The 21,923-nt window shown below is 72.6% G+C and carries 21 protein-coding genes; 12 read left to right on the plus strand and 9 right to left on the minus strand.

The features are described 5' to 3' along the window. Window positions 1–2 precede the first annotated feature (2 nt). From AC4F3Q_RS08665 to AC4F3Q_RS08675, 3 genes are all read right to left on the minus strand, one after another. The gene (locus AC4F3Q_RS08665; RefSeq protein WP_491039610.1) at window positions 3–764 is read right to left on the minus strand and encodes an ABC transporter ATP-binding protein; all 762 of its coding nucleotides are present in this window, start codon (window positions 762–764) and stop codon (window positions 3–5) included. A 127-nt stretch (window positions 765–891) separates the two neighbouring features. Continuing rightward, window positions 892–1,563 (minus strand): response regulator, encoded by a 672-nt coding sequence (locus tag AC4F3Q_RS08670; protein ID WP_168448037.1) that lies wholly within the window; start codon window positions 1,561–1,563, stop codon window positions 892–894. Then, complete coding sequence (locus AC4F3Q_RS08675; RefSeq protein ID WP_491039611.1) at window positions 1,560–2,819, minus strand: sensor histidine kinase; 1,260 nt, start codon at window positions 2,817–2,819, stop codon at window positions 1,560–1,562. The genes AC4F3Q_RS08670 and AC4F3Q_RS08675 overlap by 4 nt, the downstream gene beginning before the upstream one ends. A 235-nt stretch (window positions 2,820–3,054) precedes the next feature. Between AC4F3Q_RS08675 and AC4F3Q_RS08680 the strand changes: the two genes are divergently transcribed. The 3 genes from AC4F3Q_RS08680 to AC4F3Q_RS08690 are packed head-to-tail and all read left to right on the plus strand — an operon-like array spanning window position 3,055 to window position 5,037. Further along, entirely contained in the window at window positions 3,055–3,522 is a 468-nt protein-coding gene (locus AC4F3Q_RS08680) for a DUF2809 domain-containing protein (RefSeq protein ID WP_491039612.1), read from the plus strand. Further along, on the plus strand, window positions 3,453–4,151 hold the full coding sequence (locus AC4F3Q_RS08685; RefSeq protein WP_491039613.1) for a HEAT repeat domain-containing protein: 699 nt from the start codon (window positions 3,453–3,455) through the stop codon (window positions 4,149–4,151). Before AC4F3Q_RS08680 ends, AC4F3Q_RS08685 begins: the two co-directional genes overlap by 70 nt. A 46-nt stretch (window positions 4,152–4,197) precedes the next feature. Next, window positions 4,198–5,037, plus strand: coding sequence for a MerR family transcriptional regulator (locus tag AC4F3Q_RS08690; RefSeq protein ID WP_491039614.1), 840 nt, complete (start codon window positions 4,198–4,200; stop codon window positions 5,035–5,037). A gap of 24 nt (window positions 5,038–5,061) precedes the next feature. On the opposite strand, the gene AC4F3Q_RS08695 is transcribed toward AC4F3Q_RS08690, so the two are convergent. Further along, a complete protein-coding gene (locus AC4F3Q_RS08695; protein ID WP_491039615.1) occupies window positions 5,062–5,790 on the minus strand; it encodes a M50 family metallopeptidase in 729 nt (242 codons plus the stop codon). Window positions 5,791–6,123: 333 nt separating this feature from the next. Between AC4F3Q_RS08695 and AC4F3Q_RS08700 the strand changes: the two genes are divergently transcribed. Continuing rightward, window positions 6,124–7,680: a DEAD/DEAH box helicase gene (locus tag AC4F3Q_RS08700; protein ID WP_491039616.1), complete on the plus strand. Its 1,557-nt coding sequence runs from the start codon at window positions 6,124–6,126 to the stop codon at window positions 7,678–7,680. Window positions 7,681–7,920: 240 nt separating this feature from the next. Further along, entirely contained in the window at window positions 7,921–8,322 is a 402-nt protein-coding gene (msrB, locus tag AC4F3Q_RS08705) for a peptide-methionine (R)-S-oxide reductase MsrB (protein ID WP_168448044.1), read from the plus strand. Between the two features lie 124 nt (window positions 8,323–8,446). Here the strand turns inward: msrB and AC4F3Q_RS08710 are convergent, their stop codons facing one another. Both AC4F3Q_RS08710 and AC4F3Q_RS08715 read right to left on the minus strand, forming a co-directional pair. Further along, a complete protein-coding gene (locus AC4F3Q_RS08710; protein ID WP_491039617.1) occupies window positions 8,447–10,066 on the minus strand; it encodes an MDR family MFS transporter in 1,620 nt (539 codons plus the stop codon). Then, window positions 10,063–10,593, minus strand: a complete 531-nt coding sequence (locus AC4F3Q_RS08715) for a MarR family winged helix-turn-helix transcriptional regulator (protein ID WP_491039618.1) — start codon at window positions 10,591–10,593, stop codon at window positions 10,063–10,065. The genes AC4F3Q_RS08710 and AC4F3Q_RS08715 overlap by 4 nt, the downstream gene beginning before the upstream one ends. Before the next feature lie 179 nt (window positions 10,594–10,772). Between AC4F3Q_RS08715 and AC4F3Q_RS08720 the strand changes: the two genes are divergently transcribed. The 3 genes from AC4F3Q_RS08720 (at window position 10,773) to AC4F3Q_RS08730 (ending at window position 13,318) form a co-directional block, all read left to right on the plus strand. Then, window positions 10,773–11,369, plus strand: a complete 597-nt coding sequence (locus AC4F3Q_RS08720; RefSeq protein ID WP_491039778.1) for a hypothetical protein — start codon at window positions 10,773–10,775, stop codon at window positions 11,367–11,369. A gap of 317 nt (window positions 11,370–11,686) precedes the next feature. Continuing rightward, complete coding sequence (locus AC4F3Q_RS08725; protein ID WP_168448047.1) at window positions 11,687–12,307, plus strand: DUF47 domain-containing protein; 621 nt, start codon at window positions 11,687–11,689, stop codon at window positions 12,305–12,307. 6 nt (window positions 12,308–12,313) lie between these two features. Continuing rightward, the gene (locus tag AC4F3Q_RS08730) at window positions 12,314–13,318 is read left to right on the plus strand and encodes an inorganic phosphate transporter (RefSeq protein ID WP_491039619.1); all 1,005 of its coding nucleotides are present in this window, start codon (window positions 12,314–12,316) and stop codon (window positions 13,316–13,318) included. A gap of 85 nt (window positions 13,319–13,403) precedes the next feature. Here the strand turns inward: AC4F3Q_RS08730 and AC4F3Q_RS08735 are convergent, their stop codons facing one another. The 3 genes from AC4F3Q_RS08735 to mshD are packed head-to-tail and all read right to left on the minus strand — an operon-like array spanning window position 13,404 to window position 17,791. Next, window positions 13,404–14,468, minus strand: a complete 1,065-nt coding sequence (locus AC4F3Q_RS08735) for an NUDIX domain-containing protein (protein ID WP_491039620.1) — start codon at window positions 14,466–14,468, stop codon at window positions 13,404–13,406. After that, complete coding sequence (locus AC4F3Q_RS08740) at window positions 14,465–16,750, minus strand: RNA degradosome polyphosphate kinase (RefSeq protein WP_491039779.1); 2,286 nt, start codon at window positions 16,748–16,750, stop codon at window positions 14,465–14,467. Before AC4F3Q_RS08740 ends, AC4F3Q_RS08735 begins: the two co-directional genes overlap by 4 nt. A gap of 51 nt (window positions 16,751–16,801) precedes the next feature. Next, window positions 16,802–17,791: a mycothiol synthase gene (gene mshD, locus AC4F3Q_RS08745; protein WP_491039621.1), complete on the minus strand. Its 990-nt coding sequence runs from the start codon at window positions 17,789–17,791 to the stop codon at window positions 16,802–16,804. Window positions 17,792–17,918: 127 nt separating this feature from the next. On the opposite strand from mshD, the gene AC4F3Q_RS08750 reads away from it, so the two are divergent. Genes AC4F3Q_RS08750 through AC4F3Q_RS08765 form a run of 4 tightly spaced genes read left to right on the plus strand, consistent with a single transcriptional unit; the run spans window position 17,919 to window position 21,898 of the window. Continuing rightward, window positions 17,919–19,301 (plus strand): efflux RND transporter periplasmic adaptor subunit, encoded by a 1,383-nt coding sequence (locus tag AC4F3Q_RS08750; protein ID WP_491039622.1) that lies wholly within the window; start codon window positions 17,919–17,921, stop codon window positions 19,299–19,301. After that, window positions 19,301–20,041: an ABC transporter ATP-binding protein gene (locus AC4F3Q_RS08755; protein ID WP_491039623.1), complete on the plus strand. Its 741-nt coding sequence runs from the start codon at window positions 19,301–19,303 to the stop codon at window positions 20,039–20,041. Before AC4F3Q_RS08750 ends, AC4F3Q_RS08755 begins: the two co-directional genes overlap by 1 nt. Then, window positions 20,038–21,252: an ABC transporter permease gene (locus AC4F3Q_RS08760; RefSeq protein WP_491039624.1), complete on the plus strand. Its 1,215-nt coding sequence runs from the start codon at window positions 20,038–20,040 to the stop codon at window positions 21,250–21,252. Before AC4F3Q_RS08755 ends, AC4F3Q_RS08760 begins: the two co-directional genes overlap by 4 nt. Before the next feature lie 34 nt (window positions 21,253–21,286). Continuing rightward, on the plus strand, window positions 21,287–21,898 hold the full coding sequence (locus AC4F3Q_RS08765; protein ID WP_491039625.1) for a hypothetical protein: 612 nt from the start codon (window positions 21,287–21,289) through the stop codon (window positions 21,896–21,898). The last annotated feature ends 25 nt before the right edge of the window (window positions 21,899–21,923 follow it).

Here is a 21,923-nt window from a genome sequence, read left to right on the forward strand (position 1 = left end):
CGTCACCGCCCCGCCGCTGCGAGGAGGTGCTCCGCGACCAGCTCGGTCGTCGGCTGCTCGAGGTGCCCGACGACGCGCCCGTCCGCGAGGAACAGCACCTGGTCGGCGACCGCCGCGACGCGCGGGTCGTGCGTCACGAGGACGAGCGTCTGGCCCAGGTCCCGGACCGCGCCCTGCAGCACGTCGAGCACCTGCTGGCCCGTGTGCGAGTCGAGCGCGCCCGTCGGCTCGTCGGCGAACACGACCGTCGGCCGCGTGATGAGCGCCCGCGCGATCGCGACGCGCTGCGCCTGCCCGCCCGAGAGCTGGCCCGGAAGGCGGTCCGCCATGCCGTCGAGCCCGACGGCGTGCATCAGGTGGTCCTGCCACGCCTGGTCGGGGCGGCGCCCGTCGAGCAGCAGCGGCAGCTGGACGTTCTGCGCGACCGTCAGGTGCCCGACGAGGTTGTACGCCTGGAAGACGAAGCCGATGTGGCGGCGGCGGAACTGCGTGAGCGCGTCCGGCTTGAGCGTGGTGAGGTCGACGTCGCCGACGACGACGTGCCCGCTCATCGGGCGGTCCAGCCCGGCCGCGCAGTTGAGGAACGTCGACTTGCCGGACCCGGACGGGCCCATGATCGCGGTGAACGATCCGGGCCGCAGGGCGACGGACACGGACGCGAGGGCCTCGGTCTCGTCGAGGCCGTTGGGGTACGTCTTGCGGACCTGGACGAGGCGGACGGCCGTGCGGGTGTCCGGCGGGGCGGGGGCGGTGATGTAGGACATGGGGTGCTCCGAGAGGTCGAGGGGACGTGCTCTCCGTCGTTCTCGACGCTATGAGCGGGGCGGGGGCGCGTTCGAGCCGCTCAGGACGCAACCCTGCGGCTTGCACCTTTCGATGCAAGCGGCCCGGTCACCCCTCGTCGGGGACCGTCACCACGCGGTTCTGGTACGCCCACACGACCGCCTGCAGCCGCGACCGGACGCCGATCTTCGGCAGCATCCGGGCGAGGTGCGACTTGACGGTCGACACCTCGACGACGAGCTCACGAGCGATCTCCTCGTTCGACATGCCTTGCGCGAGCAGCAGCAGGATCTCCGTCTCGCGCGCCGTGAGCAGCTCCGAACCGCGCTGCGCGGAGACCGGCTGCGTGCGACGCCGCTCGGCGAACTCCCGCAGCACTCGACGCGTCAGGCTCTGGTCGAGCGTGCCGTGCCCTGCCGCGATCGAACGCACCGCCGCGACCATCTCGTGCGGCTCGGCGTCCTTGAGCAGGAACCCCGACGCCCCCGCCTCGAGCGCGCCGAACACGTAGTCGTCGAGGTCGAACGTCGTCAGCACGAGCACGGGCACCGGGTCGACGACGTCGGGCCCGCACAGTGCACGCGTCGCGCTGATCCCGTCCCGGCCGGGCATGCGGATGTCGAGGCACGCGACGTCGGGCCGCAGCTCGTGCGCGAGCGTGACCGCCTCGTCGCCGTCGGACGCGACGCCCACGACCTCGATGTCAGGCTCCGAGCCGAGGAGGGCGGCCAGGCCAGCCCGGACGAGCGGCTGGTCGTCAGCGACGATGATGCGGATCACGCGGTCCCCCCGTCGGTCGTGTCGAGCTCGGTGTCAGGGTCGCGGGGCAGGCGCAGCGTCACGTCCCAGCCGCCGTCGACCTCCGGACCGTAGCTCAGCTCCGCCCCCGTGAGCGCCGCGCGCTCACGCATGCCGACGAGCCCGAATCCCCCGGAGGTGTCGCGCTCGGGCGGGGTGGCCGCGGAGTCGTTCCGCACGGACACGACGACGGCGGCCGGGTCACGGCCGTCGAGCGTCACGACGCACGGCGCCCCGGGCGCGTGCCGTGACGCGTTCGCGAGCGACTCCTGGACGAGCCGGTACGCCGTGAGCTGCGCGAGCGGGCCGATGCCCGCCGCGAGGGTCGGACCACCGCCAGCAGGCAGCGTGACGAGCTCGACCGTGACACCGCGCGCCGACGCGTGAGCGACGAGCTCCGCGACTCCCGCGAGCGCCTCGACACCCAGCTCCGCGGCGTCGTCCTCCCGCAGCAGCCCGACGAGCCGACGCAGGTCCCGCAGGACCGCCGTGCTCTGGCTGCGCACCTGCCGCACCCCCTCCTGCGCCGCAGCCGGGTCGGTCGTGACCTGCCGCTCGATCGCCGCCGACATGACGGCGATGCCGGACAGGTGGTGCGCCGCGATGTCGTGCAGCTCGCGTGCCATGGCCGTGCGCTCCTGCGCGCGAGCCTCCCGCACGAGCGCGTCGCGCTCGCGGGCCAGCGCTGCGAGCTCCTGCTCGCGCGACCGGGCGACCGCCCGCCGGGACGCGACGAGCACGGCGACGAGCGCGGGCCCGCCCACGACGACCACTCCCTGGCCCACTGCCGCGGTCACCGCGAGCAGCGGCTCGAACATGCCGTCCCGCAGCCCGGCGACGGCGTGCGTCACGACGGTCAGCACGACGGCCGCGACGACCGCGGGCCGCATCTCCGCCCACGGTCTCGAGACCACCGCGACGTACACCGCGACCATCACCGCGAGCGTCGTCATCCCGGCGAGGCCGCCCGTCCCGGCGACCGCTGCGAGGAGCGGCACACCCGCGACCCCCACGAGCACACGCGCCTGGGCGGAGCTCGCCCACGCGAGTGCGACCGCCTGAACGGTCACCGTGGCGAGGACCACCCACCACGCTGCGTCGCCGAAGCCGGGCGCCACGTCGGAGGGAGCAGCCTCTGGATCAGGAAGGAACGGAGCCGCCAGCAGGCCGACGAGCGCGACGCACAAGCAGACGGCAGCGCGCACCGCGTCGCGGCGCACGGGACGAGCAACGATCACGGATTGTTGCGGCTCGACGTCACGACGACAGCGACGATCACCGCGACGACCGCGGCGACCGCCACGACACCCGCGATCAGGGCGAAAAAGGATATCGACGCCATCAGCGTTCCCTCCGGTCAGGCGGAGCGTCCCCGCCCCAGCCGCCCGCGCCCCTCCCGGGCACGGCCTGCCTGACGGTACTGCGCCTGCCTGACGTCGGCAACGGTCGCAAACGCCCTGGTACCTTGCGCGGATGCAGAGCCGCCAGCCTCGTTCCCGTCCGCGCCTCGCCGCCGTCATGGCGGTGGTCGTCGTCGCGGGGCTGCTCGGACGGTCGCTGCCGGGGCTCGTGGGCGACGTCGTCGGCGGCCTGCTCTACGCCGTCCTGCTCTACCTCCTGCTCGCGCTCTTCGCGCCGCGGGCCCGGGCCGCGACGCTCGTCGTGGCCGCTGCCGCGCTCGGCGTCACGGTTGAGCTCGCCCAGCTCACGGGACTGCCCGCACGCGTCGGCGAGCTGTGGGCGCCCGCCCGCCTCGTGCTCGGCTCGACGTTCGTCCCCCGCGACCTCGCGGTCGCCGTCGCAGGCGCCACGCTCGCGGCCCTCACCGACCGCCTCACCCGCCGCGGCCCGGCACGGCGTACGGTCGAGGCATGTCACGAGCTGCCGGATGGCACGACGAGCTGCAGGGACGAGCACCGGGAGACTGGCCAGCCTTCCTGAGCGAGCACTCAGGGCTGCCCGGCCCGCGAGCGAACCTCGCCCTCGTCGACGCTGTGGCGGCGCTCGCCTCGCAGGCCACGATCGACGCGCTCCTGGAGTCGGGCGACGAGTACCTCGTCATGTGCGCCGCAGCCGCGCTCGGGCGGCGGGCCGACGACCCGGCCGTCGCGGCCCGCGCGCGAGCCCTCGCCTCGGACGAGCGCTGGCGCGTCCGGGAGGGTGTCGCGATCGGCCTGCAGCTCCTTGGCGACCGGGACCTGCCCGCGCTGCTCGTGCTCGCGGAGGAGTGGGCAGACGACCCCGACCCGCTCGTCGGGCGTGCCGCCGTCGCCGCCGTCTGCGAGCCACGACTGCTCCGCGACCCCCAGGCGACGGCCGCCGCGCTCGCAGCGTGCGAGCGCCTGACCGCGCGCCTCGCCGCGCTGCCGCCCGGGCAGCGTCGGGGCGCCGACGTGCGCACGCTGCGCCAAGCCCTCGGCTACTGCTGGAGCGTGGCCGTCGCCGCCGACCCGGCCGCGGGCCTGCCCACGTTCGGTGCCCTCGACGTCGCCGACCCGGACGTCGCCTGGATCGTCAGGACCAACACGGGCAAGAAGCGCCTCGCATCCCTCCTGCCGAGCCCTGCGTGACCACCGTGTTGCTCCTGCCCCTGGGGCAGGGCCTAGCGTCCACGGCATGACGAACGACGCATCTGCCGGCCAGCTCACGACCGGAGACCTCGCCCGGGCTGCCGGGCTCACGACCAAGGCCGTCCGGCTCTACGACGAGCGCGGGCTCCTGCACCCCGCACGCACGTCCGAGGGGTGGCGGCTGTTCGACCGCACGCAGGTGGACCGCGCGCGGCTGATCGCGCTGCTCCGGTCGCTCGGCGCGCCGCTCGGCGTCGTCGCCGGGCTCCTCGAGGCGGGCGGCACCTCGGACTCGAAGGGCCCGGGCAGCGCCGTCGGGGCGTTCGACCGGTGGTGGGCGCAGGAACAGTCCACGCACGCAGGCCGTGCGCCTCTCGCCGAGCTCGTGCGCCGCCGTCTTGCGGGCGAAGACCTGCCCGCGCTCGCAGCGGCGCGCAGGGAGGTCCCCGAGCAGCTCGTCCTGACCGTCACGTGCCGGACGGACGCGGCCGGGCTCCCGGACGCGCTGCGGCGCAGCGCGGGCACGCTCTTCGAGCAGCTCACGCCCGACGACGTCGCCGGCCCCGTGTTCACCGTGTACCGCGGACGTGTGACGCCCGACGGCGACGGCGAGGTCGAGACGTGCGTCCCCGTCGTCGCGCCGCTGCGACCCGCGCGCGGCAGCGTGCTGCGCGTCGAGCCTGCGGCGACACTCGCCGTCGTCACGGTCCCGGGCCCGCCCGACGCCGTCGGCTTCGCTCGCATGGTCGAGGTCCACGACGCGCTGTCGTCAGGTCGCTTCACGCTCGACGGCGGGGCCGGCGCCGAGCCGTGCGGTGCGAACCGCGAGATCACGTACCCGCCGCACGAGGAGCAGCGGACCGACGTCGCGGTGCCGGTGGGCTGAGGTCCGCGGGCCGCGGGGGCCGCGTCAGGGCAGGAGGGTGGGCGCGATCCATCGCGCGCCCTGTGCGAGCGCGGCGAGCGTCACGAGCGCGAAGATCGCGACCCAGAGCCCGCCCGGCGTCCGTGTGAGCCGGCCGAGCACGTCCGCGTCGGAGCCGGTCGCGCCCCGGCGACGACGCTGCACCTGCAGCTCGACGACCGCCCGCGGCGCGCCGAGCAGCAGGAGCCACACGACGGCGTACGCGGCACCGAGGCGCAGACCGTCGCTGCCCCACCAGGTCACGCCGACGAGGGCGACGAGCGTCACGAGCACCGTCCACAGCCCGTACCAGTTGCGGATCATGACCAGGACGAACACCGCCACGAGCACGAGCGCCCACAGGACGCCGACGGCGTAGCCGCGGTTCAGCCCGTACGCCGCCGCGAGCCCGAGGACCGCGGGCGCGGTGTAGCCGGCGAACGTCGTCGCGACCATGCCGGGCCCGCGTGGCCGACCCTTCGACACCGTGAGCCCAGACGTGTCCGAGTGCACGCGGATGCCCTGCAGCTGCCTTCCCGTGAGGAGCGCGACGACGGCGTGACCCGCCTCGTGCACGGTCGTCACGCCGTGCCGCACGACCGACCACGGCGGCCGCCAGGCCACGACGACGAGCGCGGCCGCGGCGGTCACGAGGACGAGCCGCAGGTCGGGAAGGTCGGACGGGGTGGTCGCCGCGGACCAGATCTGGTCGAGGACGTCGAGGACTGTCTGCACGGTGCCATCCTGCCTGCCCCGCCTGTGACAGGCCTGGTCGGGAGGGGGCGGGAGGCGAACGTCACGCGGACGGGGGAGGTGCTTCGCCGCGTCGTCTGACATGATGGGACCTACTCGGGCCGCGCGATCTGCCGGCCCAGCGTCGTGGAGTCAGCACGTCCCAGCGAGATCGCGGGCGCGTGCGAGCCTGAGTTCTCTCGCGGCGGACCCCGAACCCTCGGTCGAGACCGGACAGCCGGTCGGTGCCGAAGGCTGCCAGGAAGCAGCCAGCAATCAGGCTCGTCGCAGCCTCGTCCCCGCCCGTGTGCGCGGGAGACCTACCCAGAGAGCACCATGCCTTCCACGCCTCAGTCCTTCGCGGACTTCGATCTGCCCACCGCCGTCGTCAACGCCCTCGCCAAGGACGGCAAGACGACCCCGTTCCCCATCCAGACGGCGACGCTGCCCGACACCCTCGCAGGACGCGACGTCCTCGGGCGCGGCCGCACCGGCTCCGGCAAGACCCTCGCCTTCTCCCTGCCGATGGTCACGCGCCTCGACGCGACCCGCCCCGAGGGACGCCGTCGGGCTGCCCGTCCGCGCGGTCTCGTGCTCGCCCCGACGCGCGAGCTCGCGTCGCAGATCGACGCGACGCTCGCCCCGCTCGCCACGTCCCTCGGGCTGACGACGACGGTCATCTTCGGTGGTGTCGCCCAGTCGCGCCAGGTCAACGCGCTCGCGGCGGGCATCGACATCGTCGTCGCCTGCCCGGGGCGCCTCGAGGACCTCCTCAGTCAGGGCCACCTGACGCTCGACGACGTCGAGATCACCGTGCTCGACGAGGCCGACCACATGGCCGACCTCGGCTTCCTGCCCGGTGTGAAGCGCATCATGGACCGCACGCCCAAGCGCGGTCAGCGCATGCTCTTCTCGGCGACGCTCGACAACGGCGTGGACGTCCTCGTCAAGCGCTACCTGAGCGACCCGCTGCACCACGCGGTCGACTCGGCGCAGTCGCCGGTCGCCGCGATGACGCACCACATCTTCGAGGTCGCGGACGCGGGCGTGAAGCGTGACGTCGTCACGCAGCTCGCGAGCGGCACCAACCGCCGCATCCTCTTCACCCGCACGAAGCACCAGGCGAAGAAGCTCGCGAAGACGCTCACCGCTGACGGCATCCCGGCCGTCGACCTCCACGGCAACCTGTCGCAGGGTGCGCGCGAGCGCAACCTCGAGGCGTTCTCGACGGGCGCGGTCAAGGTGCTGTGCGCGACCGACATCGCGGCGCGCGGCATCCACGTCGACGAGGTCGAGCTGGTCGTGCACGTCGACCCGCCGGCCGAGCACAAGGCGTACCTGCACCGCTCGGGCCGCACGGCTCGCGCCGGGCACGGCGGCGACGTCGTCACCGTCATGCTTCCCGAGCAGCGCGGCGACGTGAAGGACCTGACCCGCAAGGCGAAGATCGCCGCGACGCCCGAGCGTGTGCGTGCGGGTGACGCGCGCATCGCCGAGCTGGTCGGTGACGTCGCGGAGCTCGTGGCGCCGTCGGCCGCCCCGGCCGCCGCGCAGCCCGCGCCCAAGCAGCCGCGGAAGAAGAAGCCCGCGGGCGAGACTGCGCGCGGCGCTGGTCGTGGCGCGCAGCAGGGCGGCGGGCAGCGCGGTGGCGCGCAGCGCGGCCAGCGCAGCGAGCAGGCTGGCCAGGGTGGTGGCCGCCGGTCGGGTCAGTCCGCCGAGGGTGGTCGCGGGCGCCGCGGTGCTGGTTCGGCGCCGACGACGTACTCGACGTCCACGCCGTCGTCCGGGGGTTCCGGCCGTTCGGGTCAGGGCCGCTCCGGGGGCTCGCGCCAGGGCGCGACGTCGGGTCGCACGCGTACTGCTGCCGACTTCTCCCGCGGCCGCGGCCGCTGACCCACGGGGTCTTCTTCCCCTTCGCCGAGGTAGGGGGTTGCGCTCGAGGTAGGGCCCTCTAGGGGCCTGTCTCGCGTGCGGCCCCCTATCTCGGCGTCGTTGTGCCCGGCGGGCCCGGCCGCGCGCGACGGAAGAATCGCGCGGCCGGAGCCCGCGCCGTCGCCCCTCCTCGGCGCGTGGTGCCGAGGCGAGGGAAGATGTGAGGGCGCGACGGTGTTGCGCCCCCTGAGGAGGAGAGACATGACGTACCAGGTGAACAAGACCGACGACGAGTGGAAGGTCGTGCTGACCCCGCAGGAGTTCCACATCCTGCGCGAGGCCGGGACGGAGCGCCCGTTCACGGGGGAGCTGCTCGACGAGAACCGCGAGGGCATCTACCGCTGCCGCGCCTGCAGCGCCGAGCTGTTCCGGTCGACGACGAAGTTCGACGCGCACTGCGGCTGGCCGAGCTTCTACGAGGCCACGAGCTCCGACGCCGTCGAGCTGCTCGAGGACCACTCGCTCGGGATGGTCCGCACCGAGGTGCGCTGCAAGAGCTGCGGCTCGCACCTGGGCCACGTCTTCGACGACGCGCCCCAGACGCCCACGGGCAACCGCTACTGCATGAACTCGGTGTCGCTCACGTTCGACCCGGACGCCTGAGCAGCCGACCCAGCGCAACAGATCGCCCCGGTGCACACCTCACGTGTGCACAGGGGCGATCTGTCGTCCGGGGGCTGGCCAGGGCCCGGGCTCGCAGGGCTCGGGACCAGGGCGAGAGCGCGGGTCAGGACTGCTCGGCGTCCTCGCGAGCGAGCTCCTCCATGCGCAGCTCGAGGTTGGACTTGGTGCCGAGCGGCACCTCCTTGATGAAGAGGATCGCGACGAGCGTGACGAGCGCGATCGGCGCAGCGACGAGGAACACCTCGGCCACGCCGGCACCGTAGGCGGACTCGACGATCTTGGCGATCGGCGCGGGCAGCTCGTGGACGTTGGGCAGGGTGCCGCCGGAGAGCGGCCCGCCGTCGACCCCGAGGGACTTCAGCCCGGACGCGATGTCCGACGTGATGCGCGAGCCGAGGATGGCGCCGAGCACGGAGACGCCGAGCGCGCCGCCGAGCGAGCGGAAGAACGCGATCGTCGCGGAGCCCGTCGAGAGCTCGGCGGGCGACAGCGTGTTCTGGGCCGCGAGCATCATGTTCTGCATGAGCATGCCCATGCCGACGCCGATGATCGCCATGTAGAGGCAGATGAGGCCGAGGTTCGTCTGGTAGTCGATCGTGCCCATGAGCCCGAGGCCGACCGGCATGAGGACGCCGCCGACGATGAGGAAGACCTTGTAGCGGCCGCGGCGTGAGATGGCCTGGCCGGTCGCGATCGAGGACGTGAGCTGGCCGAGGATCAGCGGGATGGTCAGCAGGCCGGAGACGGTCGGGGAGTAGCCGCGGGCGATCTGCATGTACTGGCTGAGGAACACGGTCGTGCCGAACAGCACGACGCCGACGGAGGCGCTCGCGATGATCGCGAGGGTGACCGTGCGGTTGCGGAACAGGTCGAGCGGGATGATCGGCGCGGCGACGCGGGACTCGACCCAGACGGCGATCGCGAGGACGACGACGGAGCCGCCGACCATCGCGGCGGTCTGCCAGGAGGCCCAGTCGAACGAGTTCCCGGCGAACGTGACCCAGAGGAGGAGCGTCGAGATGCCGGCGGACATGAGCAGCGCCCCCCAGTAGTCGATGTCGACCTTGTCGGGGCGGGTGAACGGCGGGAGGTGCAGCGTCTTCTGCAGCAGGACGATCGCGACGACGGCGAACGGCACGGCGATGAAGAAGTTCGCACGCCAGCTCACGGCGTCGGTGAGGAAGCCGCCGAGGAGCGGGCCGCCGATCGTGGCGACGGCCATGATGCCGCCCATGTAGCCCATGTACTTGCCGCGCTGGCGGGGCGCGACGATGTCGGCGATGAGCACCATGCTCACGGCGGTGAGGCCGCCTGCGCCGACGCCCTGGAGGGCGCGCCACGCGATGAGGGTGCCGCTGCTCTGCGCGAGACCGGCGAGGCCTGCGGAGACGACGGTGAGGACGAGCGAGAGCTGGACGATGACCTTGCGGTCGAACAGGTCGGCGACCTTGCCCCAGATGGGGGTGCTGATCGTCGTCGTCAGCAGCGTGGCGGTGACGACCCACGTGTAGGCGGACTGGTTGCCGCCCAGGTCCGCGACTATGCGAGGCAGCGACGAGCTGACGATCGACGTCGACAGGATCGACACGAACAGGCCCATGAAGATGCCCGAGATCGACCGGAGGATGTCGGTGTGCGACATGGTCGAGGGTTCGCCGGGGAGGTGGTCGGGGCTCTGGGCCGCACCGGTCTGGGGTGCGTGGGGCGCTGGGGACTTGCTCATGCGTGGTCCTTCTGGTCGGGCGTGGGGAGAGGACCGGCGGCACCGTCGGCGCCGGGGAGGGCGGACGCCGCCGCGGGGGCGTCGATCCGGTTGATGGCGTCGGCGACCGCGATGACGGAGGCCGCCGCGGTGTCGAGGTCTGCGGGGTCCCAGCCGGCGAACGCGGCGGAGAGGTCGGTCGTGAGGCGTGCGAAGAGCTGCGTGACCTTGGCGCGTCCTGCGTCGGTGAGGCCGACGGAGCGGCCGCGGCGGTCGTCGTCGGCGACCGTGCGCTCGACGAGGCCTGCGGCGACGAGTGCGGAGACGTGCCGGGACGCGACGGACGTGTCGACCTTGAGGTGCTGCGCGAGGCAGCCGACCTGGGTCGAGCCGGCGCGCGAGAGGTGCAGCAGGAGCCCGATCGTCGCGCGTGGCAGGTCGAGGTCGTGCGACATGCGCGCGCCGAGGGTCCGCTGCGCGGAGGTGAGCACCTCGAGGGCGCGGGCGAGGCCGATGATGTGCGGGGGGATCCCGGATGGGGTGGTCATGGTGCTCCTTCGGGTGCCGGACCACGATAGGTGCCGTTGCTTGCAGCATGCAAGCAAATTGGGTCGGACGTGACGAGCAAGACAGCCCACGCCCCGACTGGCCGCCGCGACCCCTCGTGCCCAACACTGGACGGATGACTGACGCCACCGGACCACGCCGGCCGCACCGTCGGCCTGCGATGCTCGATCCGCAGCAGGCCGACGAGATCCCCGGCGTCAACGACCCCACCCTGCGCGCCGAGATCGCGCACACCACCGCGTGCGCGCTCGTCCGCGAGGCCCACGCGCACGAGGACCCCGACGTCGTCGAACGTCTCGTCCGCCTCGTCGAGACCGAAGGCCTCGACGTCGTCGCCGGGCTGTGGGCGGACTCCGCGCCCGAGACCCTGCCCGGCGCGCTGTGGCGCCTCTACGTGCTGCGCGAGTGGGTGCGCCGCGACCCCGCGACGGTCACGCTCCGCTTCCGCCTCGGCGTCGTGCACGCGCCCGTCCACGAGGCCGTCGCCGGAGCGTCGGGCCCCTCGCCCGAGGACATGCTCCGCCTGGCCGACGCCGTCCTCTCCGGCGTCTTCGCAGGGGACCTCGCCGTCGCGCTCGAACGTGCGAGCGCGTTCTGCCGCATCCTCGCCGTCGGCGCGGCGTTCGACGCCGACTCGGTCGACGTCACCGACGGCCCCCGGGCCACCCACATGACGCGACGGGCCTCGTCGCTCGTACGCACCGCCGAGGAGCTCGAGAGCTGCGCCCACCTGTGGCGCGCGGGCATGCTCGACTGACCTGACCCGGGGCTCGCCGTTCAGGAAGTGCACGGCGGGCCGCAGCGTTAGAGTGGACGTGCGACGCCGGGCTGCGGTAGCCCCGGGCTCCATCATCAGCCGCTACGAGCGGCCCCGCGCCGAGAGGCGCTCCCGGCCCGGCGTCGTTCATCTCACTCCCGCTCCGGGGCATAGGTCCCGCACGGTCCCCGGCCGGGATGGTGCAGCACCCGAACCCTCATCCGGTGGATGCCTGCCGGACGCCCGTGAAGTTGCGTGTTCACCCAAACGAGGTTCTACGCTGTACGCGACACCTCCCCTCGTCATCGGAGCTTCCCGTGCGCTTCCGTATCACCCCGCGCGATACATCTTTCTTCGACCTCTTCACCGCCTCGGCGGAGCACCTGGTCACCGGTTCGAAGCTCCTCAGCGAGCTCCTCGGTGCCGACAGGCAGGGCCGCAAGGCGATCGCGAAGCAGATGAACGAGGTGGAGCACCTCGCCGACGAGGCGACGCACTCGATCCTGCGACGCATCAACTCGACGTTCGTCACGCCGTTCGACCGTGACGACATCTACGCGCTCGCCTCCGCGCTCGACGACTGCATGGACTTCATGGAGGAGGCGAGCGACCTGATCGTGCTCTACAAGCTCGACGACCTCCCGCGCCGCGTCGCCGACCAGATCCAGATCCTGCAGCGCTGCGCGGAGATCACCGCCGAGGCGATGCCCCGCCTGCGCTCCATGCAGGACCTCTCGGACTACTGGGTCGAGATCAACCGCCTCGAGAACCAGGCCGACAAGCTGCACCGCAAGCTCCTCGCGCAGATGTTCGACGACGTGACCGACCCGATCGAGCTCATGAAGCTCAAGGAGGTCGTCGAGATCCTCGAGGAGGCTGCCGACGCGTTCGAGAAGGTGGCGAACACCGTCGAGACCATCGCGGTCAAGGAGTCCTGACCCCTCGTGGACGTCGCACTCGTTCTGGTCGTCGCCGCGCTCGCGCTGACGTTCGACTTCACCAACGGCTTCCACGACGCGGCCAACGCGATCGCCACCTCGGTGTCGACGCGCGCTCTCACGCCGCGTGCGGCTCTCGCCATGGCCGCGGTCATGAACTTCGCGGGCGCCCTCATGGGTACCGCGGTCGCCGAGACGATCGCTCACGAGATCATCCACATCGACGACGTCGGCACGCGGCTCACGCTCGTCGCGGTGCTCGCCGCGCTCGTCGGCGCGATCGTGTGGAACCTCATCACCTGGTGGTTCGGCCTGCCGTCCTCCTCGACGCACGCGCTCATCGGTGGGCTCGTCGGCGCGGGGCTCGCTGGCGGGATCGCCGTCTACTGGGCGTCGATCGTCGAGAAGGTCGTCCTTCCGATGGTCATCTCGCCGACGGTCGGCTTCGGTCTCGCGTTCCTCGTCATGGTCGGGGTCCTGTGGGTCTTCAAGAACGTCGCACCGGCGAAGGCGTCGCGCCGCTTCCGCATCGCGCAGACGGCGTCGGCTGCGGCCATGGCGCTCGGCCACGGGCTCCAGGACGCGCAGAAGACCATGGGCGTCATGTTCCTCGCGACGACCGCGATCGGATGGACCACGAAGGGTGACGCCATCCCGTGGGAGATCAAGATCCTGGCTGCGGCTGCGATCTCGGCGGGGACGGCCACGGGCGGCAAGCGCATCATGCGCACGCTCGGCCGCCGCATCATCGAGCTCGACCCGGCGCGCGGCTTCGTCGCCGAGTCGGTCTCCGCGGTCGTCCTGTACGTGAACGCGTTCTGGCTGCACGCCCCCGTGTCGACGACGCACACGATCACGACCGCGATCATGGGCGTCGGCGCGACCAAGCGGTTGTCGGCCGTCCGCTGGGGCGTCGCCAAGTCCATCGGCATGGCGTGGGTCCTCACGATCCCGGCCGCCGCAGGCGTCGCCGCGATCGTGTTCTGGCTCCTGCACCCGATCCTCGGCTGAGGTCGCCCGCCGCCTGAGGCGGCCAGACGCAGCGACGGCTCCCGTGCTCAGCACGGGAGCCGTCGTCGTCAAGGGCTGGTGACGCTCAGGAGACCCCGGCCTTCGCCGTGAGGATCGCCTGGTGCAGGTGGCTCTGCGAGCGCTCGACCGCGACGACGCGCGGGCCGTCGCGGTGGTCGGCGACGTGGGCGATGAGCAGCTCGCCGGGCTTGAGGTACGGGTCCTGCGACGGGAGGTCGGCACGGACCCCCTCCCGGGTACGCGCGGAGAGGGCTCGCACGACCGTCGGCAGCACGGGACGGTGCGTGCACATCACTGCCGAGCGGGGCTCCTGGAGGAGCCGGTCGACGACGGCCGCGACCTTCCGCGGGGAGGTCTCGTGAGCGAGCTCCGTCAGGTCGAAGCTCAGGCCCGACGCGAGGCCCGTGGCGCGGGCGTAGGGCGCCATCGAGTCGGCGCAGCGCAGCCAGTGCGACGTCGTGATCGACACCGCGCCGTACGCGGCGAGGATCGGGACGAGCGTCGCTGCTTGCAGGTATCCCGCCGGGGTGAGTGGCCGGTCCTCCTCGGTGCCCGCCCACGCTGCGCGCTTGCGTGCCCGGGCGTGCCGCGCGACGACGAGCGCGCGCGTGTCGAGACGGCCCTTCGCGTGCGCGTGCACGAGCGCGTCGAGAGGCTCGCGGTCTGCGGGGCGGGTGAGGCGGCGTCGGGCATCGTCGACGCCGAGCCAGCACGCCTCGTCGATCTCGGCGGGGTCCACGGCCGGCACGGGCGTGCGCGCGCGCAGCGCAGGCGCGTCCGAGTCCGTCGCGCGTCGTGCTGCCCAGTAGTGCACGCGCTTGAAGCGTCCCTCGGGCGTCTTGTACCGCAGCATCGGCAGCGGGATCCCGAGGATGATCGGCTTGCCGGTCTCCTCCGCGACCTCGCGGACCGCGCACTCCCGCAGCGTCTCGCCCGGGTCGAGCTTGCCCTTGGGCCACGACCAGTCGTCATAACGGGGGCGGTGGATGAGCTGGACCTGGAGCTCGCCCTTGCGGACGCGCCACACGAGCGCACCGGCGGCCTCGATCGCGTGCCGGTGCGAGCTCTCGCCCGTGTCGACGAGGCTGCTGCCGCTAGGGACGTGTCCCTGCGTCGACAGTCGGCTCACCGCCCGAGCCCGAGGCGGCGCCGCTGGCGCTGGATGAGCACGGCCTGGATGTCCTGGAGCGGCTCACCGTCGGGGCCGGTGTGGCGGTGCTCCCAGGTGCCTGCGGCGTCGAGGACCCAGGACGCGGTCGAGTCGTCCATCGAGGCGTCGAGCAGCGCGATGAGGTTCTGCACCTGCTCGGGGTCGGCGATGGACACGAGCGCCTCGACGCGGCGGTCGAGGTTGCGGTGCATGAGGTCGGCGGAGCCGATGAAGATGTCCGGGACGCCGTCGTTCGCGAACGCGAAGATGCGTGAGTGCTCGAGGTAGCGGCCGAGGATCGACCGGACCCGGATGGTCTCGCTGAGCCCGGGCACGCCGGGACGCACCGCGCAGATGCCGCGGACGACGAGGTCGACCTGGGCGCCCGCCTGCGAGGCACGGTAGAGCGCGTCGATGGTGGCCTCGTCGACGATCGAGTTCACCTTGATCTTGATCCACGCGGGCCGTCCGAGGCGCGCGTGCTCCGCCTCGCGGTCGATGCGCTCGATCAGGCCGGTCCGCACGGAGCGCGGCGCGACGAGCAGACGGTGGAACTCGGACTTGGGCGCATACCCGGAGAGCTGGTTGAACAGCCGGGTGAGGTCCTGGCCCACGTCCGGGTCGCACGTGAGCAGGCCGAGGTCGGTGTACTGGCGGGCGGTCTTCGGGTTGTAGTTGCCGGTGCCGACGTGGCAGTAGCGGCGCAGCCCGTCGGCCTCCTGCCGCACGACGAGCGACAGCTTGCAGTGCGTCTTGAGCCCGACGATGCCGTAGACGACGTGCACGCCCGCCTGCTCGAGCTTGCGCGCCCAGGAGATGTTGTTCTGCTCGTCGAAGCGTGCCTTGATCTCGACGAGCGCGAGCACCTGCTTGCCGGCCTCGGCGGCGTCGATCAGGGCGTCGACGATCGGCGAGTCACCTGACGTCCGGTAGAGCGTCTGCTTGATCGCGAGGACCGACGGGTCCGCCGCGGCCTGCTCGAGGAACGTCTGCACGGACGTCGAGAACGAGTCGTACGGGTGGTGCAGCAGGATGTCGCGGCGCTTGATCGCCGCGAACACGTCCGTCGGCTTCGCCGACTCGACCTCCGCGAGGTATCGGTGCGTCGTCGGGACGAAGCGCGGGTACTGGAGGTCAGGTCGGTCGATGTCGGCGATGAGGTGCAGGCCCGTGAGGTCGAGCGGCGCGGTGAGCTCGTAGACCTCGTCGGGCTCGACGCCGAGCTCCCGCACGAGGAGCTTGCGGATGCGCGGCGTGATCGACTCGGTCAGCTCGAGGCGCACGGGCGGGCCGAAGCGGCGCCGCAGCAGCTCCTTCTCCATCGCCTGCAGGAGGTTCTCGGCGTCGTCCTCCTCGACCTCCACGTCCTCGTTGCGGGTGACGCGGAAGCTGTGGAACTCGAGGATCTCCATCCCCGGGAAGAGGTGGTCGAGGTGCTGCGAGATGACGTCCTCGAGCGGCACGAACGACGTGCGCTCGCTGCCCTCCGCGCCGGTCTGCGCGCCGGGCGCCGACGGGCGGCCGCGGGAGTCGACGGCGATGAACCGGGGGAGCAGCGGCGGCACCTTGACGCGCGCGAAGTGCTCCTTGCCGGTGCTCGGGTTGCGGACGATGACCGCAAGGTTGAGCGACAGCCCCGAGATGTACGGGAACGGGTGCGCGGGGTCGACGGCGAGCGGGGTGAGCACCGGGAAGATCTGCTTGCGGAAGTACTTGTGCAGGCGGTCCTGCTCCTGGGCGGCCAGGTCCTCCCAGCGCACGATCGTGATGCCCTCCTCGGCGAGGGCGGGCTTGAGGTCGTCGAACACGCGAGCGTGCCGCGTCGCGAGGATGTGCGCGTGCTCGGCGATGCCCTCGAGCACCTGGCGCGGCGTCTGCCCGGACGCGGAGTTGACCGCGATGCCGGTCGCGATGCGGCGCTTGAGGCCGGCGACGCGGACCATGAAGAACTCGTCCAGGTTGGACGCGAAGATCGCGAGGAACCGCACGCGCTCGAGGAGGGGCAGGCCGGGGTTCTCGGCGAGCTCGAGGACGCGCTGGTTGAACGCGAGCCAGGACAGCTCGCGGTCCGCGAAGCGGTCGTCGGGGAGCGGGACGAGCTCCGGCGTACGGTCACTGCCCGGCTGCTCGGGCTCCGCGATGTGCTCGGCGATGTGCGCGGCGAGCTCAGGGTCGAGGGGGATCGTCGGCACGCCGGGGGCGCGGGCCTCGCCCGGAGCGGGAGCGCTGGCGGGGGCGGCTGGTCCGGTCGCGTCGTTCATGCTGCTCATCGTGGCACCTCGTGGTGACGCCGCGCGACCGCCTGAGGGCGCTCAGGCGCGCGTCGACCGCATGCGGACGCTGCGGGCCGTCGTCTCGAAGCCGGCCCGCAGGTAGGTCGCGACGGCGGGGACGTTGTCCGCATCGACGTAGAGGAAGGCGCGCGGGAGGCCGCGCGCCGCGACGTGCGCGAGCCCGACGGCGGTCAGCAGGTGCCCGTAGCCCCGCCCCTGCGAGTCAGGGTCGACCCCGACGACGTACAGCTCGCCGCCGGTCTCGTCGACGACCTTGACCCACACGAAGCCCGCGAGGGCGCCTGAGCCGGCGTCCTCGAGCAGCAGGAGGTCCTCGGCGCGGAACCAGGGTTCCTCGAGGCGGGCCTGCAGGTCGTCGCGCGTGAGGCGGCCCTGCTCAGGATGCGTGGCGAAGGACCGCGCGTTGACCGCGAGCCACGCGTCCTCGTCGCGCCCGACCTCGAACGAGCGCAGCCGGGTCCCCGTCGGCAGGGCGGGGTACTCGACCTCGGCCTCCGTCGCGGGCTCGACCGGTGCACCGCCGCCCGGGAGGACCGTGCCGACGGCGGGCTCGACGTCGCGCGACATCACCCACAGCTCTCGGGCAGGCTCGAGGCCGCGCGCAGCCGCGAACTCGAGAGCCTCGGGCAGGTTGCCGTGCGCCCACACCGAGAACACGCCGGGGGTCGACGCCGCGGCGTGCCTCCCCGTCGCTGCGGGGACGTCGCGTGCGACCCCCGCGACGGCGTCGAGCAGCGCGGTGCCGATGCCGCGACGGCGCAGCTCGGGCGCGACGACGAGCTCGGCTGACGGCTCGTCGCCGCCGACGTCGACCTGCGCGTACCCCACCAGCGCGCCTGCGCCGTCGTGAGCGAGGACGTGGACGACCGGCGCCTGCGCGGACAGCCAGAGGAGCGTCTGACCGGACAGCGGCGCGGTGCCGTCCTGCTCCTCGGCGCGCCCGGCGAGGGAGCGCACCGCGGTGGCGTCGGCCGTGTCGAGGCTCTTGTGGACGAGGAGGATGTTCACCCGTCCAGTCCACCACGGTGACGCCGCACGCGCGACGGCGTACCTCCGACATCTGGCCCACGGTGGTCACAGGCCAGGCACAGGCTCGACCTACAGGCGTCCCAGGTGCGGGCGTGACGCTCGTGCCATGACCTCACGCAGACGCCTGTTGATCAACGCCGCCCTCGTGGTGGCCCTCGTCCTCGTCGGCACCGGGACATGGTGGTTGCTGCGACCAGGCGATGGTCAGAGCGCCGACGCTGCGACGGGGGCGGTGCGCACCGTGACCGCGCAGCGCGCCGATGTCACGGCGACGATCGCCGCGCAGGGCAACCTCGGCTCGGCGAAGGTCACGGACGTCTCGTTCGCGACGTCGGGCACGATCGCGTCGATCGACGTCGCCCTCGGCGACACCGTCACGAAGGGCGACCTGCTCGGCACCCTCGAGGACGACTCGGTGCAGGACACGATCGATGCCGCGCAGGACGCCGTGACCGAGGCCAAGGCGCAGGTCGCGACCGCAAGGCTCAACGTCACGTCCGCGAACGAGGCGGTGGCCGAGGCGCAGGACGCGCTGTCCGCCGCGAAGGAAGCGGCCGCGGCAGCCGAGAAGGAGGCGAAGGCGAGCCCGACCGTCACCTCGTCCGGTACGGGCACCAGCAGCGCGGCGCCGACCGGGACACAGTCCCAGGTGACGTCCGCCAAGGCCCAGCGCTCCTCCGCCCAGTCCAACCTCACCAAGGCCCTCGCGACGCTCGCCGACGCGCAGGAGAACCTCACCGACGCGAAGGCCGCGCTCGACGACCTCACGCTCACGTCACCTGTCACGGGCGTCGTCACCGCGGTCACGGGCGCCGTCGGGCAGTCGACGGGCGCTGCCACGTCCGCAGCGTCGGGCGGGTCGGGCGCTGTCTCCGCCGCCGGCACCTCGAGCGCGTTCGTCACGATCTCCTCGCTCGCGAGGATGCAGGTCGCTGCGACTTTCGACGAGGCCGACGCAGCACGCCTCGAGGTCGGCCAGGCAGCGACCGTCACGTTCCCCGCGGTCGACGACGTCACCGCCGAGGCCACGGTCACGGCGCTCGACCCCGTCGGCACCACGTCCGGGTCCGTCGTCACGTTCGGCGCGACGATCACCCTCGACGCCGTCCCCGACGGCGTCCGCCTCGGGCAGACCGCCTCCGTGACCGTCACGACCGAGAGCGCGACCGACGTCGTCGCGGTCTCGAGCCAGGCCGTCGAGGTCTCGACCACCACCGACGGCGTCACGACCGGCAGCGTCACCGTGCAGGCGACCGACGGCAGCACCTCCGTGCGCACCGTCGAGGTCGGCGTGCAGGGTGACTCGCTCACCGAGATCACGTCCGGGCTGACCGCCGGCGAGACGGTCGTCGTCTCTGTCGACACCGAGGTCGGCACCGCCACGACGAGCGAGCAGCGGGGCGGCTTCCCGGACTCGGGCTCCTTCCCTGGCGGCGTCCCGGGCGGTACCGGCGGGTTCACCGGCGGCCAGATGCCCGGGGGAAACTGATGAGCGCCGTCCTCGAGCTGCGCGGAGTCAGCCGCGTCTACGGTGATGACCCCTCGTCGCAGGTGCGGGCCGTCGACAGCGTCGACCTCGTCGTCGAGCAGGGCGACCTCGTCGCCATCATGGGCGCGTCCGGCTCCGGCAAGTCCACGATGATGAACATCCTGGGGTGCCTGGACGTCCCGACGGCCGGCACCTACCGGCTCGACGGGGTCGACGTCGCGATGCTGACCGAGAACCAGCTCGCGGCCGTCCGCGGGCGGCGCATCGGGTTTGTGTTCCAGTCGTTCAACCTGGTCCCACGCATGACGGCGCGCGCGAACGTCGAGCTGCCCATGGTCTACGCGGGCGTCCGCCCCGCCGAGCGGCGCACGCGAGCGCAGGCGGCGCTCGAGATCGTCGGGCTCGCCGACCGCGCCGAGCACGAGCCGAACGCCCTCTCGGGAGGCCAGCAGCAGCGTGTCGCGGTCGCGCGCGCCCTCGTCAACGCACCGCGCCTCATCCTCGCGGACGAGCCCACCGGCAACCTCGACTCTCGGTCCACCGAGGAGGTGCTCGACATCTTCGGGCGGCTCAACGACGCCGGGGCGACGATCGTGCTCATCACCCACGAGGACGAGGTCGCGGCGCGCTGCCGCCGGGTCGTGCACATGCGCGACGGCCGGATCGTCGCGGACGACCGCACGGACGACGGCCTCGACCAGCCGCGACCGCGCCGCGAACCTGCGGGGGTGGCCCGGTGAACGCGTGGGACGTCACCCGCAGCGCCCTGCGCGGCATGGCCGCCAACCCGCTGCGGTCGGTGCTGACCCTGCTCGGCGTGCTCATCGGCGTCGGCTCGGTGATCCTGCTCGTCGGTGTCGGCAACGGGTCCGCCCAGGCGGTGACCGACCAGATCGGTGCCCTCGGCACGACGACGATCACGGTCCGCTCGTCGTCCGGCGGGGGACCCTCGGGGGCGGTCCGCGACCAGACGCTGACCCTCGACACGGTCGCCGCGCTCGAGCAGTCGATCGCGTCCGACGGATCGCCGCACCTCGCGTCGGTCGTCCCGCAGGTGACGTCGTCGGCGACCGTCGCCGTGGACGCGCTGAGCGCGAGCGCGCAGGTGGTCGGCACGAGCGCCGGCTACTTCGACGCGACCGCCTCCCCGGTCGCGCTCGGCACGGGCTTCACCGCGAACGACGAGGAGCTTGCCCGGCGCGTCGTCGTGCTCGGCGCCGAGATCGCCGAGACGCTGTTCGGCGCCGACGACCCGGTCGGCCGCAGCGTCGTCGTCGGGTCCACGCCGTACGTCGTCAACGGTGTCATGGCTGCGAAGGACTCCGCGGGGACGTCCTCGACGAACGACCTCGTGGTCATGCCGCTGAGCCGCATGCAGCGCACGATCTCGGGCTACGGAGGCCTGTCGACGATCGTCGTCGACGCGACGAGCGCCGACGACGTCTCCGCGGCCGTCGTCGAGACGACCGTCGTGCTGCGTGACGCCCTCGGTGTCGCCGCGGGCGAGGACGACCCGTTCACGGTCTCGAGCCAGTCCCAGCTCTTGTCCACCGCCGACTCTGCGACCAGCACCTTCACGTCCATGCTCACTGCGGTCGCCGTGCTGTCACTCGTCGTCGGCGGCATCGGCGTCACGAACATCATGCTCGTCACCGTCACCGAGCGGACCCGCGAGATCGGCATCCGCAAGGCGCTCGGGGCGCGCCGCGGCGCGATCCTCGGACAGTTCCTCACCGAGGCGACCCTGCTCTCCCTGCTCGGCGGCGCGCTCGGCGTGCTCGCAGCGCTCGTCGGGTCGCGCTTCACGATCATGGGCATCGAACCCGTGATCGTGCGCTCCTCCGTCGCGCTCGCTCTCGCCGTCTCCCTCGGCGTCGGCGTCCTCTTCGGCGGCTATCCCGCCTGGCGCGCGGCGGCGATGCGTCCCGTCGACGCCCTGCGCCATGACTGACCCCCCACCCTGCTCGACGACACCCGGAGCTGACATGACTCACGAGAACCCCGCTGCCCGCGCGACCCCCGACACGACCCCCGACGCGACCCCCGACACGACCCCCGAGGCGCTCCTCGCAGGAGAGCCTCAGACGCTGCCCGATGGCGGCCGCATCGTCTTCACGAAGCGCAAGAGGTCGACGGTCACCACGGTGCTCGGCGCCGTCGTCGCCGGTGCCGTCCTGTTCGCGGGGGGCGTGCTGACCGGCAACGCCCTCGGCGGCGACGACACCGGCGGCGGACGAGGCCCGGGCAACGCGACAGGTGCCTTCCCGGAGGCGCCCGGCGACCTTCCCGACGGCGCACTGCCGGAGGGCGGCACGCCGGGCGGCGGCGGGGGCTTCCCCGGCGCGACGAGCGGCGAGATCACCGCGATCGGTGACGGCACGCTCACCCTCACGACGGCCGACGGAACCGAGGTCACGGTGACGACGTCGGACGGAACCACGGTGTCCGTGGTCGACGAGGGCGAGGTCTCGAGTCTCGCCGTGGGCGACGCCGTGAGCGTCACGGGCACGACGGACGATGACGCCGTGACGGCGTCGAGCATCCTCGTGGGCGACGTGACAGACCTCGTCGGCGCACGCCCCAACAACCCACGCTAGGTGCTGCGACGGGGAAAGACCAGGG

The sequence above is a fragment of the Flavimobilis sp. BM9 genome (assembly GCF_058313055.1).

Bases quoted from the DNA above. Each gene is read 5' to 3' on its own strand.
- AC4F3Q_RS08665 (WP_491039610.1), bottom strand. From the start codon at position 764: ATGTCCTACATCACCGCCCCCGCCCCGCCGGACACCCGCACGGCCGTC.
- AC4F3Q_RS08750 (WP_491039622.1), top strand. From the start codon at position 17,919: ATGACCTCACGCAGACGCCTGTTGATCAACGCCGCCCTCGTGGTGGCC.
- AC4F3Q_RS08680 (WP_491039612.1), top strand. From the start codon at position 3,055: ATGCAGAGCCGCCAGCCTCGTTCCCGTCCGCGCCTCGCCGCCGTCATG.
- AC4F3Q_RS08740 (WP_491039779.1), bottom strand. From the start codon at position 16,750: ATGAACGACGCGACCGGACCAGCCGCCCCCGCCAGCGCTCCCGCTCCG.
- AC4F3Q_RS08720 (WP_491039778.1), top strand. From the start codon at position 10,773: ATGCTCGATCCGCAGCAGGCCGACGAGATCCCCGGCGTCAACGACCCC.
- AC4F3Q_RS08685 (WP_491039613.1), top strand. From the start codon at position 3,453: ATGTCACGAGCTGCCGGATGGCACGACGAGCTGCAGGGACGAGCACCG.
- AC4F3Q_RS08755 (WP_491039623.1), top strand. From the start codon at position 19,301: ATGAGCGCCGTCCTCGAGCTGCGCGGAGTCAGCCGCGTCTACGGTGAT.
- AC4F3Q_RS08690 (WP_491039614.1), top strand. From the start codon at position 4,198: ATGACGAACGACGCATCTGCCGGCCAGCTCACGACCGGAGACCTCGCC.
- AC4F3Q_RS08715 (WP_491039618.1), bottom strand. From the start codon at position 10,593: ATGACCACCCCATCCGGGATCCCCCCGCACATCATCGGCCTCGCCCGC.
- AC4F3Q_RS08710 (WP_491039617.1), bottom strand. From the start codon at position 10,066: ATGAGCAAGTCCCCAGCGCCCCACGCACCCCAGACCGGTGCGGCCCAG.
- AC4F3Q_RS08765 (WP_491039625.1), top strand. From the start codon at position 21,287: ATGACTCACGAGAACCCCGCTGCCCGCGCGACCCCCGACACGACCCCC.
- msrB (WP_168448044.1), top strand. From the start codon at position 7,921: ATGACGTACCAGGTGAACAAGACCGACGACGAGTGGAAGGTCGTGCTG.
- AC4F3Q_RS08700 (WP_491039616.1), top strand. From the start codon at position 6,124: ATGCCTTCCACGCCTCAGTCCTTCGCGGACTTCGATCTGCCCACCGCC.